Source organism: Streptomyces sp. NPDC051320 (genome assembly GCF_040682175.1).
Taxonomy (GTDB): domain Bacteria; phylum Actinomycetota; class Actinomycetes; order Streptomycetales; family Streptomycetaceae; genus Streptomyces.
This window is the reverse complement of record NZ_JBFBAL010000003.1, coordinates 136,570-151,169: the sequence shown is the minus strand read 5'-3', so window position 1 is coordinate 151,169 and position 14,600 is coordinate 136,570. Positions and strand designations below refer to the sequence as shown.

General features: G+C 68.9%; 11 protein-coding genes. 7 read left to right on the top strand and 4 right to left on the bottom strand.

Annotated elements, in window-relative coordinates:
• Positions 1 to 78: 78 nt before the first annotated feature.
• The 3 genes from AB0M87_RS08420 to AB0M87_RS08410 form a co-directional block, all read right to left on the bottom strand.
• A complete protein-coding gene (locus AB0M87_RS08420) occupies positions 79 to 258 on the bottom strand; it encodes a hypothetical protein (RefSeq protein WP_365851127.1) in 180 nt (59 codons plus the stop codon).
• A gap of 134 nt (positions 259 to 392) precedes the next feature.
• Positions 393 to 899, bottom strand: coding sequence for a MarR family transcriptional regulator (locus AB0M87_RS08415; RefSeq protein ID WP_365851126.1), 507 nt, complete (start codon positions 897 to 899; stop codon positions 393 to 395).
• 49 nt (positions 900 to 948) lie between these two features.
• Positions 949 to 2,583, bottom strand: coding sequence for an FUSC family protein (locus AB0M87_RS08410; RefSeq protein WP_365851125.1), 1,635 nt, complete (start codon positions 2,581 to 2,583; stop codon positions 949 to 951).
• Positions 2,584 to 2,784: 201 nt separating this feature from the next.
• On the opposite strand from AB0M87_RS08410, the gene AB0M87_RS08405 reads away from it, so the two are divergent.
• Positions 2,785 to 3,573, top strand: coding sequence for an SAM-dependent methyltransferase (locus AB0M87_RS08405; protein ID WP_365851124.1), 789 nt, complete (start codon positions 2,785 to 2,787; stop codon positions 3,571 to 3,573).
• Between the two features lie 80 nt (positions 3,574 to 3,653).
• Here AB0M87_RS08405 and AB0M87_RS08400 read toward each other — a convergent pair whose 3' ends face one another.
• Positions 3,654 to 7,949 (bottom strand): discoidin domain-containing protein, encoded by a 4,296-nt coding sequence (locus AB0M87_RS08400; RefSeq protein WP_365851123.1) that lies wholly within the window; start codon positions 7,947 to 7,949, stop codon positions 3,654 to 3,656.
• 428 nt (positions 7,950 to 8,377) lie between these two features.
• On the opposite strand from AB0M87_RS08400, the gene AB0M87_RS08395 reads away from it, so the two are divergent.
• The 6 genes from AB0M87_RS08395 (at position 8,378) to AB0M87_RS08370 (ending at position 14,589) form a co-directional block, all read left to right on the top strand.
• Positions 8,378 to 9,631 (top strand): ROK family transcriptional regulator, encoded by a 1,254-nt coding sequence (locus AB0M87_RS08395; RefSeq protein ID WP_365851122.1) that lies wholly within the window; start codon positions 8,378 to 8,380, stop codon positions 9,629 to 9,631.
• Positions 9,632 to 9,919: 288 nt separating this feature from the next.
• A complete protein-coding gene (locus AB0M87_RS08390) occupies positions 9,920 to 10,423 on the top strand; it encodes a flavin reductase family protein (RefSeq protein WP_365851121.1) in 504 nt (167 codons plus the stop codon).
• A 35-nt stretch (positions 10,424 to 10,458) separates the two neighbouring features.
• Entirely contained in the window at positions 10,459 to 11,517 is a 1,059-nt protein-coding gene (locus tag AB0M87_RS08385; RefSeq protein ID WP_365851120.1) for an ABC transporter substrate-binding protein, read from the top strand.
• A gap of 3 nt (positions 11,518 to 11,520) precedes the next feature.
• A complete protein-coding gene (locus tag AB0M87_RS08380; protein WP_365851119.1) occupies positions 11,521 to 12,420 on the top strand; it encodes an ABC transporter permease in 900 nt (299 codons plus the stop codon).
• Positions 12,396 to 13,205, top strand: a complete 810-nt coding sequence (locus AB0M87_RS08375) for an ABC transporter ATP-binding protein (RefSeq protein WP_365851118.1) — start codon at positions 12,396 to 12,398, stop codon at positions 13,203 to 13,205. Before AB0M87_RS08380 ends, AB0M87_RS08375 begins: the two co-directional genes overlap by 25 nt.
• Entirely contained in the window at positions 13,186 to 14,589 is a 1,404-nt protein-coding gene (locus AB0M87_RS08370) for an LLM class flavin-dependent oxidoreductase (protein WP_365851117.1), read from the top strand. Before AB0M87_RS08375 ends, AB0M87_RS08370 begins: the two co-directional genes overlap by 20 nt.
• Positions 14,590 to 14,600: the final 11 nt, after the last annotated feature.

The following is a 14,600-nucleotide window of genomic DNA, read 5'->3' as shown; positions in this document are numbered from 1 at the left end:
AATCGCCACACAGGAAGAACGACAGGAGAGAGGCCGGGGTTGCCTCCTGTTACCAGAAAGGCGGTTGCGGAAGGGTACTCACGCCGACTTGGCGCTCTCCACGGGGAGGTGCCAGGCCGGTGCGCTGCCCCAGAACTGTGCAGGGTCCGCCTGCTCGAGCGCCTCGACGGCCAGCTTCCGTATCTCGGCGAGCACATCACCGTGTTCCTGGACCAGCTGGTCGTAGATGGGCGAGCCGGGGTTGGGGAGGGAGTCCACTGCGTATGTTCCTTCGGTCGCGGTCGGTCCGATCCTGCGGCGAATGCCCACGAACGAGCAGCCCATGCGTCTTCGGCCGGGCCACCACCGGATCTCCACGGAAGGTCCGGATCACCCCCATGACCTGCGCACCGTCAGCTCAGCAGGCTGCCGAGACGCCCCTCGAGGAGGACGAGCAGTTCACCCAGCGATGTGGACAGCTCCCGCTGGCTCCGGGGATCGATGCCGTCCAGCAGGGCGGCCTCGTACCTCAGCTGTTCGGGAAGCAGCCGGTCGAGGAGAGCCCGGCCCTCCTCGGTGAGAGACAGATGCGTGACCCGGCGGTCCCGGTCGTCGGGCCGGCGGTGCACCAGACCGCGTTCCTCCAGCTGCCGTACCCGCTTGGTCACCGCCGCGCCGGAGGCGAAGGTCTCACGGGCGATCCGGCCCGGCGTCAGCTCGCGATCGACCCGGCGCAGGGTGCCCAGCACGTCGAACTCCGGCCGGGAGAGCCCGGCGCGCCGCAGCGGTGCGTCGGCGGCCTGCTGCAGCAGTGCGGAACAGCGGTTGAGCCGTCCGATCACCGCCATCGGACCGGTGTCGAGACCGGGGAGCACCTGCTCCCACTGCCGGATCACCGCCGCGACGATGTCCTCGGTCATCTGCACCCGCCTCGCTCTCGTCGGACACCAGCTTCTGACAGGCGGCAGCTCAGGCGGCCGGCGCCACCGGGACGGTATCGCGGACCAGCAGGGAGAGGGTGTGGTGGCCCCGGGCCTCGGCGGCTGCGACGCGTTCCGCGGGCAGCGCCCGCTGCCACCACTCGCCCGACGCCACGTCGACGGCCTCCCGCAGCTCCACCAGGGAGCGCGCCAGCCGGTCGCGGGCCCACCCCGTCGTGTGATCGGGAACGGCCCGCACGGCGAGCACCCGCAGGGCCGTCGCCTCGGCGGCCGCGAGGCGTTCCAGGGCCGCGTCGATACGGTCGGTGGCACGCCGGTTGGTGACCAGCAGACAGCAGGCCAGACCGATGACCGCCCCGGTCAGCGTGTCCAGCCCACGGTCGGCGATCAGTGTGCGGGCGGGCAGTGTGTTGCCGAACTGCGTCAGCAGCAGCGCCATCGGCGTGACACACACCGAACCCAGCCAGTAGTTGCGGGTCATGAAAGCTTCGGCACCGATCTGGAATGCCAGGGCCAGCAGGACCATCGCCGGCCGGCCGGTGTGGATCAGCGGCAGCAGGGCGAAGAAGAGGGCGAGGCCGAGCACGTTGCCGATGAAGCGCTGTACGGCCCGCTGCCAGGAGAGCGTGGTGTTGGCCTGGAAGACAGAGGCCGCGGTGACCACCGCCCAGTACGGGTGCCCCACCCCCGCCGCCAGGGAGGCCCAGCCCGCCAGTGAGCACCCGACCGCGACGCGCGCCCCGATCGGCAGCAGCGGCGAACCGGGGCGGAGCCGCGCCTGCACCGCGCGCATGCCGTGGGCGCGGTCCGGCGCGGGGAGCCGTAGCTGCCGGGTGAGTTCGCGGTACTCGGCCAGGGTCAGCCCGATCGAGGGCAACGGGCCCCCGCGCCGCAGCTCACCCGCCAGGTCCGCACACCGCTGTGCCTCCCTGGCCAGGTCGGGCGCCGGGTGTGCGGCGGGTGCGGCCAGCGCCGACTCGGCGTGGACCAGCAGTCGTTCGAGCCGGGCCCGGTTCTCGTCGTGCGCGGAAACCAGGAAGAGGGTGTGCCAGGCCGCACCGACCGCCGCAGCGGTGGACTGCCGGCTCGGCAGCGCGTCGGCCCGTTCGCTGCGCCAGAGCCCGGCCGCCGCCTCCAGCGCTCGCGCGACCCCGATCCGCTCCGGACCGTCTGGCCTGACCAGCGCGGGCGCCATCCCGACCAGCCAGGCGACCGCGCCTCCCGCCAGCGCGAGGGCCAGATGCGCGGGGATCCGGGCGGGCTGCTGCGGGACGAAGAAGGCGGACGCCGCGATGAAGGTGATGATCAGACTGCCCGGCGGCCCGATCCGGGTCGCGTCGCAGCCGATCCGGTGGACAGCGGCGAGCAGCGAGGCCAGCAGCACCAGCAGTACCGGTGAGCTGACCAGCGAAGCGGTGAGCAACCCGGCTCCCAGGCTCGCGACCATGGCAAGCACCACCCAGCCCAGGGTGCGGGCCCGCGCGGCGTAGGGCAGGCCATGCCCGTAGAGCGCGCACATCGCGCCGGCCGATGTGTAGAGCACGAGGTCCATCCGGCCCAGCGCGAGCAGGGTCACGTCGGGCACCGCCAGCGCGGCCGCGGCGCTCAGCGCCGGCTTGTGCCAGATGTCGACGGGGCGGCGCAGCTGGACGGTGCTTCGCATGGGCAGCGGTCGCATCCATGGCGGGCGGGCCGGCCCGCCCGCTCGGCTGCTTCTGGCATGTTGGGGCACGAAAAAAGCTTAGCAGGTGTTTTACTCGTGAAATAGCTCCCTTGCGAGTATCCGGATCACAGGCCGATGCGCTGTGGCAAACTCCGGGAGAGGACTGGCGGGTCCTCCCCTTGCCTACGTTCGGAGTCCTTCATGGCCGCAGGTCTGCCCCAGTCCAGGATCGACACCAGCAAGCCGCATCCGGCCCGGGTCTACGACTACCTCCTGGGCGGCAAGGACAACTACCTCGTCGATCAGAAGGTCGGGGAACAGCTGCCGGAAGCGGCCAAGGTCAGCTGCCGGCTCAACCGGGACTTCATGCGCCGGGCCTGTGCCTGGGCGGCCGGTACGGGTATCGACCAGTACCTGGACATAGGAACGGGTATACCCACCGCGCCGAACCTCCACCAGATCGTGCAGGAGATCAACCCGAAGGCGCGGATCGTCTACGCGGACAACGACCCGATCGTGCTCTCGCACGCCGCGGCCCTGCTGGTCAGCAAGCCGGAGGGTGCGACCGACTACATCGAGGCCGATGTGCGGGAGCCCGAGGTGATCCTGGACCGTGCGCGCGGGTTCCTGGACTTCGGCAGGCCCGTCGCGCTGTCCCTCATCGCGCTTCTGCACTTCCTCCCCGACGACCAGGACCCGTACGGCGTCACCCGAACGCTGGTCGACGCCCTGCCTCCGGGCAGTTTGCTGCTGCTCTCGCACGGCACTGCGGATTTCCTGCCTGCCGAACTCTCGAACACGATCACCGGAACGTACCGGGCCGGTGGGATGAGCCTCTGCGCACGCACCCGCGCCGAGGTCGAGCGGTTCTTCGACGGGCTGGAGATGGTGGCTCCGGGACTGGTGTCCGGCCCCGAGTGGTACAAGGACACGGACGCGCCGGTGTACGAGCCGAACGGCGTGTACGCCGGAGTCGGCCGCGTCCGGTAGCGCCGCTTCCGCTCGTGGAGGGCCCCCTCCGTCACCGCGCCGGCAGCCGGGGACCCCGGCGGCCGGCGCTTTCCCCGCTGTTACGGCACGTTGTTGATCGTGAAGGTGGACGTCGTGTTCTTGATGTCCTGAGCGTTCCCGCTCATCTTCAGGTTGTGGAAGGTGACCTCACCGACCGCCGGGCCCTGCCCGGACTCCGGCATCTCGTTCGCCCAGAGTCCGAAACCGGACTTGGCGTCGAAAGCGTCGCCGCTCTTCCGGGCACCGGTGATCGTGATGTCCGTGAGAATGGTGTCCTTGATCGGGAACTGCGGTTGGCCTCCTGCGTAGTTGGTCTGGAACATGATCCCGCTGTAGGTCGGGTCGATGATGTCCACGTCATTGATCCGGATGCCCTGGAACACCTTGGACGCGGAGAACAGCCAGATTCCGGGGAAGGTCTGGCCGTTCCAGAAGTGGCCCCCGGCCCGTTCGACGGTGATGTTCTCCAGGGTGGTCGGATCGGTGCCGAAGCCGTTCATCGGGTAGCCGAAGTCCAGCGAGCTGACGGTGATGCCCGAGTAGGCCAGGGTGTCCGCGATGCGGATGTTGCGGAAGGTGTTGTCGTAGCCGCCGTACACGGCCACCCCCGCCGCCCGCCAGGTCAGCAGCGAGGTCAGGTTCTCGAAGACGTTGTTCTTCTCGTCCGCGCCCCCGGCATCGATCGCCGAGAACAGCGCGAAGCTGTCGTCACCGGTGGCACGCGACTCGTTGTTGGTCACATGGTTGTCCGTGCTGCCGTTGGTCATGTTGATGCCGTCGGCGTAGGTGTCACGGATGCGGGAGTTCTTGATGGTGACGCGGTCGGTGTTGGCGCCCCAGTAGAGGCACACCGTGTGCTCGTCCCAGATGTTGTCGATGGTGATGTCGGCGACGCCTGAGAAGTCGAACACCTTGCCGGGGCCGTCGATGCGCGAGGTGTAGTTGCCGAAGTAGGCGAAGTTCGCGAACGAGGAGCCGTTGGCCGTCGCCTCGGCCCGGAAGCCGATGTCGGTGTTGTCCTGGGACGACGGGGCGTGGAACCTGGTGAACCACGGCCCCGCACCGACGACCTTGACGGCCTTGCCGTACACCTGGAACTTGCTGGACGTCTCGTAGTCACCGGCCGGCAGGTAGACACCGGCCAGCTTGCCCGTGGTGTCCATCCTGACCTTGTCCAGCGCGTTCTGCACGTCCTGCTGGGAGAAGCCGGCCGGCACCGTGTAGGCGGCAGGGTCCGGATTCGCGATCGCCGTCGCCAGCTCGGTGTTGATGAAGTCGATCGCGTACGTCGAGGTGTTGGCGGCGTCCTTCTGGAGTTTGATCTTGTGGCCGGCCGGGACGGTCATGCCCAGCATGACGTTCGCCTCGTCGTAGATGTGCCGCGGTGCGCCGGATCCCGGGTCGTTGCCGGGTCCGGTCTCCGCGCCGTACAGCCAGGCGTACTTGGAGGTGAGGTCGATCGCCTTGAGGAAGGTGCCGTCGACGTAGACGTCCAGGGTGGAGCTGATGCCGCCACCGGCCGCGGCGTCGGGGATGGAGAAGCGGGTGACCAGGGTGTTGGTACTGGCCTTGGTGGTGAACTCGACCGACTCGCCGGTGTTGTTCAGGGTGACCGCCTTCCGGCCGGAGGCCTCACCGGCCGGATCGCCGATGGTGCGGTTCGGTCCGATCACCTTGGCGCCGCCGGCGAGGACACCGTCCTCGGCCTCGTACGCGTCGTAGGGCATGTCGGCGCCCCGGCCGATGAACAACGACCGGGTGCTGGTGTTGTTCTCGCGCTTGACCGGCACCTCGTTGCTGTCGTCCGCGATCACGGTCCTGACCTGGTAGGTGCCGTTCACCGCGGTCCAACTGCCCAGCTCGACGGGTGTGGTGGTGTCGCCCGGGGCTATCGCGCCACTGTAGGAGCCGGTGAGGGTCTTGACCGTCGCGCCCTTGGAGTCGGTCACGACCAGGGTGATGCCGTGGCCGCCGCCGGCCGAGGCCACGGTGCCCTGGTTCTTGATGGCCACCGAGAACTTCACCGCGTCGCCCGATGACGCCGAGCTCGGCGACCAGCTGACGGGGAAGGCGACCAGGTCCGAGCTGGCGACCGGCTTGACGACCAGTGGTGCGGGGCTGGTCCAGGTGTTGTTGCCCTCGTTCTGCTCGATCACCTTGTTCGCCGGGTCGACCTCGGCGCTCAGCGGGTAGCTGCCCGCGTCGTGCGCGCCGATGGAGGTGGTGACGGTCTCCGTCCCGCCCGCCGCCAGCGCCGGGACGGCGGCGGTGCCCGCCTTGGTGGTACCGAGGTTGAAGGCCAGGTCGGTGGCGGCCGACGTCTGGCTACCGCCGTTGGTGACGGTCGCGGTGAGACTGATGCCGTCGGACTCGACTGGCGCTGCGGGCGTGGAGGTGATCCTGGTGACCTGGAGGTCCGGGTTGGGGGCGGGGACACCCATCACCTGGAACTCCGCGATCTGACCGGCGGCGGACCCGGTGTTGGAGGTGATCTTCAGCTGCACATCGGCGACGCGTCCGGTCACCGGGATGGTGACGGTGTTCTGACTCGCCGGGTTGAAGGTGTAGTCCTTGCCGGCCGCCAGACTGGTGAACGAACCGGCGCTCTGCTCACGGCCCAGCACCTGGATGTTCTCGGTACGGGTGGACCAGGCGCTGTCGGGGTTGAGCTTCAGCACGACGGAGCCGACGTCGGCATTGGCACCGAGCTTCACGGTGAGGGTGTTGGGGTAACTGCCGCCCGCGCCTTCCCAGTACGTGCTCGTCAGACCGTCGTTGGCGTTCTCGGCGGCGAAGGTGAAGACGGTGGAGGAGGCGCTGATCGGCTTGGCCTGGGCCAGGTTCGAGCCGGACCCCGTGGTCCCGGGACGCGTGACGGTGTTGCTGTTGCCCGACACGTTCCCCGCGGCGTCCTTGGCCCGTACGTAGTAGGAAACGGTGGCGTCGGCCGGCCGGTTGTCGGTGTACGTGGTGACATCACCGGCGACGGACTTCAGCAGGCTGCCGTTGGCGTAGACGTCGTAGCCGGTGACCCGCACATCGTCCGTGGCGGCGCCCCAGGTGAGCTTGATGTCACCGCCCGCGGCCTGGGTGAATGCCAGGTCGGTGGGCGCGGTGGGTGCCTGGGTGTCGCCGGTGTCGCCCTTGCGGGTCACGGTGTTGCTGTTGCCCGACTGATTGCTCGCCGCGTCGTGCGCGCGCACGTAGTAGGCGACGGTGCTGCTGCCCGGCTGGTCGTCGGTGTACGTGGTGACATCGCCGGCGACGGTGGAGCGCAGCTCGCCGTTGGCATAGACGTCGTAGCCGGTGACGCCGACGGCGTCGGTCGAGGCCTGCCAGGTGAGCTTGATCCGACCGGTGGCCGGTTCGGTGTAGGCGAGGCCCTGCGGGGCGGACGGGGCTGTGACGTCACCGGATGCGGGACCGTAGACCTCCAGCTCCGACAGCTGACCGGCCGGTTGCCCGGTGTTGGCGGTGACCAGCACCCGTACGTACCGGGTGGTGGTCGCATCGAAGGAGATCGTCGCCGTCTGGTCGTCGGCGCTGTTGAAGGTGTACCCCCGGGACACGCTGAGGTCTGCAAAGTCCGTGTTGTTGGTGCTGCCCTGGATCTTCAGCGTCTGGGTGCGGGCCCCCCAGCCGTCCGGCAGGCGCAGCACCACCTGGTTGACGGGCACGGATGAGCCGAGATCGGCCTGGATCCACTGCGGGAGGGCGCTGTTCCTGCTCTCCCAGTAGGTGGCGCGGTTGCCGTCGTTGGCATGGTCCGCGCTGTACACCTCGGTGTGGCTGCTGGCCGTGAGCGTTCTGCCGAGGGCCAGGTTTCCGGAGGTCTCGGTGGCGTCGGCCGCATGCACCTGCAGTTCGGAGAGCTGCGCCTTGGGCCAGCCGGAGTTGGCGGTGATGGCGATCCGCACGTACCGGGCCCGGGTGGCGGGGAAGTCGACCGTCACCGTATTGCTGTCGCCGGGGCTGAAGGTGTAGGAGGCGGAGCCAACCAGCGTGCTGTAGCCGGCGCCGTCCGCACTGCCCTGCACCGAGAGGGTCTGGCTGCGGGTCTCCCAGCCTGCCGGCAGTTTCAGTACCACCTGATCGACGCGTGCCGTGGACCCGAGGTCGGCCTCCACCCACTGCGGGAAGGCGCCGCTCGAACTCTCCCAGTACGTCGACGGGTTGCCGTCAGCGATGTTCGCTGCCGCGTACTCCGCGGCGGAACTGCTCGCTCGGGTGGGTTGCCCTGTTGCGATGTCAGGTCCGCCGACCGCCGATGCGGAGAGCGCGGGCAGGCCCAGCAGTAACAGGGTGGTCGCGAGGGCGGCCGTCAGCGCGCGCCATCGGCCCCGGGATCTTCTCATGAGCGTCCCTAACGTCGAAAGTTACTGTTCTTGCGTTCAATTGTTGGAGAATTGCAGAGCTTTGTAGAGAGGTCTACAGCTGCGACCGAGGAAATTGCCGAGTCGACCACCAGTGGGGTCATGCGAGCGGTCGGCCGGGCCCTCCGGTGGCTGTCCAGGATGTGGTCGGCTGATTGACCCGGTTCAGCCGTGCCGGATACGTTGCGCGCCATGCAGCGTTCCGCACACCTGACGACTCGAGGTCATGTCGACCTCAAGCGTGTGTGCTCCGCGGCGTGTCACCGGGCCTGAACCTACGGCGCCCGCGCGGGCCGGCCCTCAGGAGCATTCCGCCGGCATCATCCGCTGTCCTCTTCCCTCCACCGGGTACGACCGGGCGCGCACGTCCGTCATGGAGTGCCGTCACGTCGAGGACCGGGAGGTCATCCGTGGACCGTCTGCCTGTGCCCAACATCCATACTCCGCCGCGCCGTTCAGCGATGCCGTCGGCCGGCCGGCCCCGTCGGCCGTCGGGCACCGGAGCGGTGCTCGGGGCCATCCTCGACCACGGTCCGGTCGCGCGCTCCACGGTCGCCAGGCTCACCGGTCTTTCCCCGGCGTCGGTGACCGGCCACTGCGCACAGCTCCTGGCTCGCGGCCTAATCCGGGAGAGTGCGGAGACCACCGGGCCGCGAGGTCTTGGCCGGCCCCATGTGCCCCTGGAGATCGACACCGGGCGGTACCTGATGGCCGGCGCGCACATCGCAGTGGCGCACTCGACGCTCTCGCTGATGGATCTGCGGGGCAGGATCGTGGCCGAGGACCGGCAGCCGCACCGGGGCACCGGTCCGCAGGAAGTGCTGAGCCGTCTGGCTGCGCGTCTGCCCCGGCTGGTGGAGACACACGCGGCCGGACGCACCGTCCTCGCGCTGGGTGTTGCGACCGGTCACCGGGTGGACCCCGTGGCGGGAACGATCGTGGACCATCCGCAGCTGGGTTGGCGCGGCGTGGCCGTACGTGAGTACCTCACCGGCCTGACCGGTCTGCCGGTCCAGGTGGACAGCCACTCCCGGGCCTTGGCCAGGGCCGAGCAGTTGTTCGGTGAGGTGGCCACCCGCGCCGGCGTGGCTTTGCTGTTCGTCGGCACGGTGATCGATGCGGCTTTCAGCACCGCCGGGTCCGTGCATCTGGGCCCCCGAGCCGGAGCCGGGAGCGTGGCGCACCTCCCGGTCGCTGCCGGGGAAGCGGCCGATGCGGCGGAGCCCTGCGTCTGTGGCAGACCCGGGTGTCTGCACGCAGAGGTGTCGGAGCCGGCCATGGTGCGGCTCGCGGCGCAACAGGGTCTGTACCTACCGACGTTCGGGCACCTGCTGGACCTGGCGACGGCCCGCGATCCCCGGGCCGTGGCACTCTTCCGGCATCGCGCGGAACTCGTGGGCCGAGCCGCGGCCCTGCTGCTCGACCTGTTCGACCCGGAAGTCCTGGTGGTCGTCGAACCGGGGATCGCACGGCTGCCGGAGTGTCTGGCGGATCTGCGGGCCGAGGTGGCCAAGCGCTCCGCGATCTGCGACGACCCCGAACGGGCCGTGCTGGCAGGAAGTTTCGCCAGGTCGGTACCGGCCACCGCAGGCGGTGCCGTGGCTCTGGCGGCTCTCTACGCGGACCCGCTCGGTCCCTGGCCCGCGCTCACCGAGGCGAGCTGACTTAATTCAGCACGTTGCATTGTTGACCGCGCAGAAATCGAACCGGACAATGGATTCATGACCAGTTGGCAGCGGATTTCTCATGACGTGCCCGCAGCGGCACGGTGCTGCCGCGGGGTCGATCCGGTGCTGGCTTCCACCCGGTGTTCCTGTTGTCGCTCCTGTGCGGTTCCTCGATAACCGACGAGCGTTCGCTGCACATGCATGCCGTGGCATAGCGCCATGCTGCTTTCCTGACCGATGTCCTTTCCGGTCCTGCCCTTTTCCTTCTTTTCCCTTGGGGGAGACATGAGTGTCGCCACATCTTCGTATTCCGCAACGGGAATCGCCCCCGAGCGGTTCAAGCAAATGTTCCGCAGGTATCCCGCCGGCGTGGTCGCGGTGACCGCGGACGCCGGCAGCGGGCCGGTCGGATTCACCGCCACCTCGCTCACCTCGCTGTCCATCGACCCGCCGCTGGCGTCCTTCGGGATCGCGGAGGCCGCCTCGTCCTGGCCGCACATCGAACGGGCCGCGACGACCGTCATCAACTTCCTCGGAGCCGACCAGGAGTCACTGGCCAGGCGATTCGCCACCAGTGGCATCGACAGGTTCGCCGCACCGACGGCGTGGCGGCGGCTGCCCACCGGGGAGCCGGTCCTCGATGAGGTGGCCGGCTGGCTCCGGCTCTCCGTCGAGCAGATCATCCCGGCCGGTGACCACCGCATCGTGGTGGCGCGGGTCGAGGATTCCTGGCTCGACCCGACGCGCCGCCCGCTGGTCTTCCACGACGGCGCCTACCGCTCCATCTGAATGCCGGTCCGTACCCACCTATCAAGGAATACTTGATGTCAAACGTGGCTTCGCCTATGCCGCTCGCCCGCCGTTCCTTTCTCGCCCTCGGCAGTGGCACGCTGCTCGGCCTCGCAGGCTGCGCCAAGGGAACAACCGCATCGGTCGGGTCCGCGCCCACCGGAAGTCTCCCTTCCGGCGCACCACCACCGCGCACGGAACTGAGCATATCGATCCATTCGACGGAGCTTCAGCTGAAGGCGTCCGGAAAGCTTGCGGATCTGCCTTTCAAAGTCACCCACTGGCCCAATTTCACCGCGGGCCCCGATGTCATCCAGGGATTCCGCGCCCGGTCGATACAGCTCGCGAGCAATGCCGGACTGCCGCCCATCCAGGCCCAGGCGATCGGCTTCGACACGAAGATCGTCGCCGTACAGCTGCATGAGAAACCGCTGTACGTGTTCGCCACCGCGCCCGGTACCGACATCCGCTCGGCCAAGGACTTCCGCGGCAAGAAGCTCGGCTTCTCGCAGGGGCAGGCTCAGGGAGCCGTACTGCTGCGCGCCGTCAAGGAGGCCGGACTGAGCAAGGACGACGTCACTCTGGTGCCGCTGACCAGTAACCAGTTCCTGACCGCACTGCAGACCGGACAGGTCGATGTCGCCCCGCTGGCCGAACCCGTCCTCACCAAGTACGTCGGCCAGTTCGGGAAGGACGGCGCTCGAAGGATCGACACGCACGTGGTGGACCTGCTGTCGGTGTTGTGGGCGCCGGCATCGGTATTGGAGAACGACGACAAGCTGGCCGCGATCAAGAGCTTCATCCCCTTCTGGGCGCGGGGCAGTGTCTGGGCGTGGGAAAACAAGGAGGCCTGGAATCAGGTCTATTACGTCAAGGACCAGGGCGTCACCGCACAGGACGGACGGCGGATCACCAAGTCGGTTTCGGTGCCCGTCTTCCCGAAGAGCTGGGACAAGGCCATCGCCTGGGAGCAGCAGACCGCCGATCTGCTGGCCGAGAACGGCTTCGTTCCCAAGGCCCGGGTGGACAGCCTCTTCGATCGGCGTTTCGAGTCCATCGCCGCCCAGTCCGTTCCCGCCGAGTACCGGAGGTGAGTCATGACTGACGTGACAACGCAGGTGCGCGACGCCGTACCCCCCCTGACCGAAACGCCGGTCCGGGACACGCACGCAGGGCCTGTCCCGGAGAAGAGCACGGGTACGGGGGGGCTGGGTCCGCGACGCCGGAGGCTGAGCCCCGGCAAGCTGTTCCCGTACGGCCGGCTCGTCGGCCCGCTGCTGCTGATCGGGGCCTGGGCCGCCGGCACCGCCCTGGGTCTGCTCGACACCAGAATCCTGTCGGCGCCCTGGACGGTCGTGCGGACCGCTGCCGACCTGATCTCCGACGGCCGGCTGCAGGAGAACCTCCTGGTCTCCCTGCAGCGCGCGGGCCTGGGCCTCGGGCTCGGTGTCGTGGTGGGCACCGCGCTGGCGATCGCCGCCGGACTCAGCCGGGTCGGCGAAGCCACCATCGACGGCGCCATGCAGGTGAAGCGGGCGATCCCGTCGCTGGCACTGCTGCCGCTGCTGATCCTCTGGCTGGGCATCGGAGAGGGCATGAAGGTCATCACCATCGCGCTCGGCGTGATGGTCCAGGTGTACATCAACACCTATGCATCGCTGACCAGCATCGACAAGCGCTATGTCGAGCTCGCCGAGTCGCTCGGACTGAGCCGGGCGCAGTTCATCAGGAAGGTCGTCGTGCCCGGCGCGCTCCCGGGCTTCTTCGTGGGTCTGCGGCTGGCCGTCACCGCGTCCTGGCTGGGCTTGATCGTCGTCGAACAGGTCAATGCCACCGCGGGCATCGGCTACATGATGTTCCAGGCCCAGCAGTACGCGCAGACCGACATCATTCTGGTCGGTCTGCTGGTCTACGGCATCTTCGGATTCGCATCGGACGCGCTGGTGCGCGCCGTCGAGAGGAGGGTCCTGTCATGGCGACGCACACTGGCGGGCTGACCCGCACGTGCGCACCGGCCCCCGCGGTCGGGGCGGCGGACGCGGCGGTGCGGACGGCGCGGCTGGTCCGGCGCTTCGGGGAGCGTGCAGTCCTCCGCGAGCTCGATCTCACGCTGGCGTCGGGGGAATTCACCGCACTGCTCGGCCGCAGTGGTTCCGGTAAGTCGACGCTGCTGAGGGCCATCGCCGGGCTGGACCACGAGGTTGCAGGCTCCGGTCTGCTGGAGGTGGCCGAGCGGGTGTCGCTCTCCTTCCAGGACTCCCGGTTGCTGCCCTGGCTTCGGTTGCTCGACAACGTGGTGCTCGGTGTCGGTGGTCCCGGAGCCGGCGAGCGCGGGCTCGCCGCGCTCGCCGAGGTCGGCCTCGACGGCCGGGACAGGGCCTGGCCGCATGAGCTGTCCGGCGGCGAGCAGCAACGCGCGGCGCTGGCCCGCGCCCTGGTGCGCGACCCCGAACTACTGCTCGCCGACGAACCGTTCGGCGCACTGGACGCGCTGACCCGGATCAAGATGCACGGACTCCTGCGCGAGCTCTACGAGCGTCACCGCCCCGCGGTGCTGCTGGTCACCCATGACGTCGACGAGGCAGTCGAACTCGCCGACCGGGTGCTGGTGCTGGAGGAGGGTCGCATCTCGGTCGATCTCACCATCGACCTTCCGGCGCCCAGGACCCGGCGCGACCCGCAGTTCCAGGAGTACCGCGACACCCTGCTCGCCGCACTCGGCGTGGCGCAACCACAGATCACCTTTGAGGAGAAGAACCACCATGACGCGTACGTCCGCTAGCAGGCATGCCGGACCCGGCCGCAAGCCGCTGCACCTGAATGCCTTTCTGATGTCCACCGGCCACCACGAGGCTTCCTGGCGACTCCCCGAAAGCCCCGCGCGGGCCAACGCCGACATCGAGCACTACCGGAATCTGGCGCGTATCGCCGAACGCGGCAAGCTCGACTCGGTCTTCTTCGCCGACAGTCCGGTTCTGATGGGCGACCCCGGTCGGCGTCCCGCAGCCAAACTGGAGCCCACTGTCCTGCTGACGGCGCTGGCCGGCGCGACCGAGTACATCGGCCTCATCGCCACCGCGTCCACCAGCTACAACGATCCTTACAACCTGGCCCGTAGGTTTGCCTCCGTCGACCATGTGTCGGGCGGCCGGGCCGGCTGGAACATCGTCACCACCGCCGGCGCGGACGCCGCCCGCAACTTCGGGCTGGACGACACCCCGCTGCACCGCGACCGGTACCGGCGCGCCGCCGAGTTCGTCGAGGTCGCCACCAAGCTGTGGGACAGCTGGGCGGATGACGCGGTCGTCGCGGACAAGGAGAAGGGCGTGCATGCCCTGGCGGACCGGGTGCGGCAGATCGACCACCACGGCGAGTTCTTCCGGGTGGACGGCCCGCTCAACGTGGAACGGCCGCCGCAGGGCTATCCACTGCTGGTACAGGCCGGATCGAGTGAGGACGGCAAGGACTTCGCCGCCCGTTACGCGGAGGCGGTGTTCACAGCGCAGCAGACGCTGGAGGAAGGCATCGCGTTCTACAAGGACGTGAAGCAGCGGGCGGAGGCGATCGGCCGGAACGCCGACGGCGTCAAGATCCTGCCGGGCATCGTTCCGGTCATCGGCGACGCCGAGGCCGAGGCCCGGGAACTCGACGAGGAACTCGACCGGTTGATCGTCCCCGAGTACGCCAAACGACAGCTCGCCAAAACGCTGCGGCTGCACCCCGACGAGCTGGCGCTCGACGAGGAGCTGCCCGGAACCATCCCCACCGAGGATGAGATCGAGGGCGCGAAGAGCCGCTACACCCTCATCGTCGAGCTGGCCAGGCGGGAACGCCTGACGGTGCGCCGGCTGATCGGCAGGCTCGGTGGCGGCCGCGGCCACCGGACCTTCGCGGGCACCGCGGTCCAGGTGGCCGACACCATCGAGCACTGGTACGACAGCGGGGCGGCCGACGGCTTCAACATCATGCCCGCGGTCCTCCCCGCCGGGCTGGAGGTCTTCGTCGACCAAGTGGTACCGATCCTCCAGGAACGCGGCCTGTTCCGCACCGAGTACACCGGACGCACGCTGCGCGACCACTACGGCCTGCCGCGGCCGGCCAATCGGCTGTTCGATGCGGTCGACCGGAGCGAGGGCCGCTTCGGCATACGTCTCGCGGACGCGTGACCGTGCCGTGT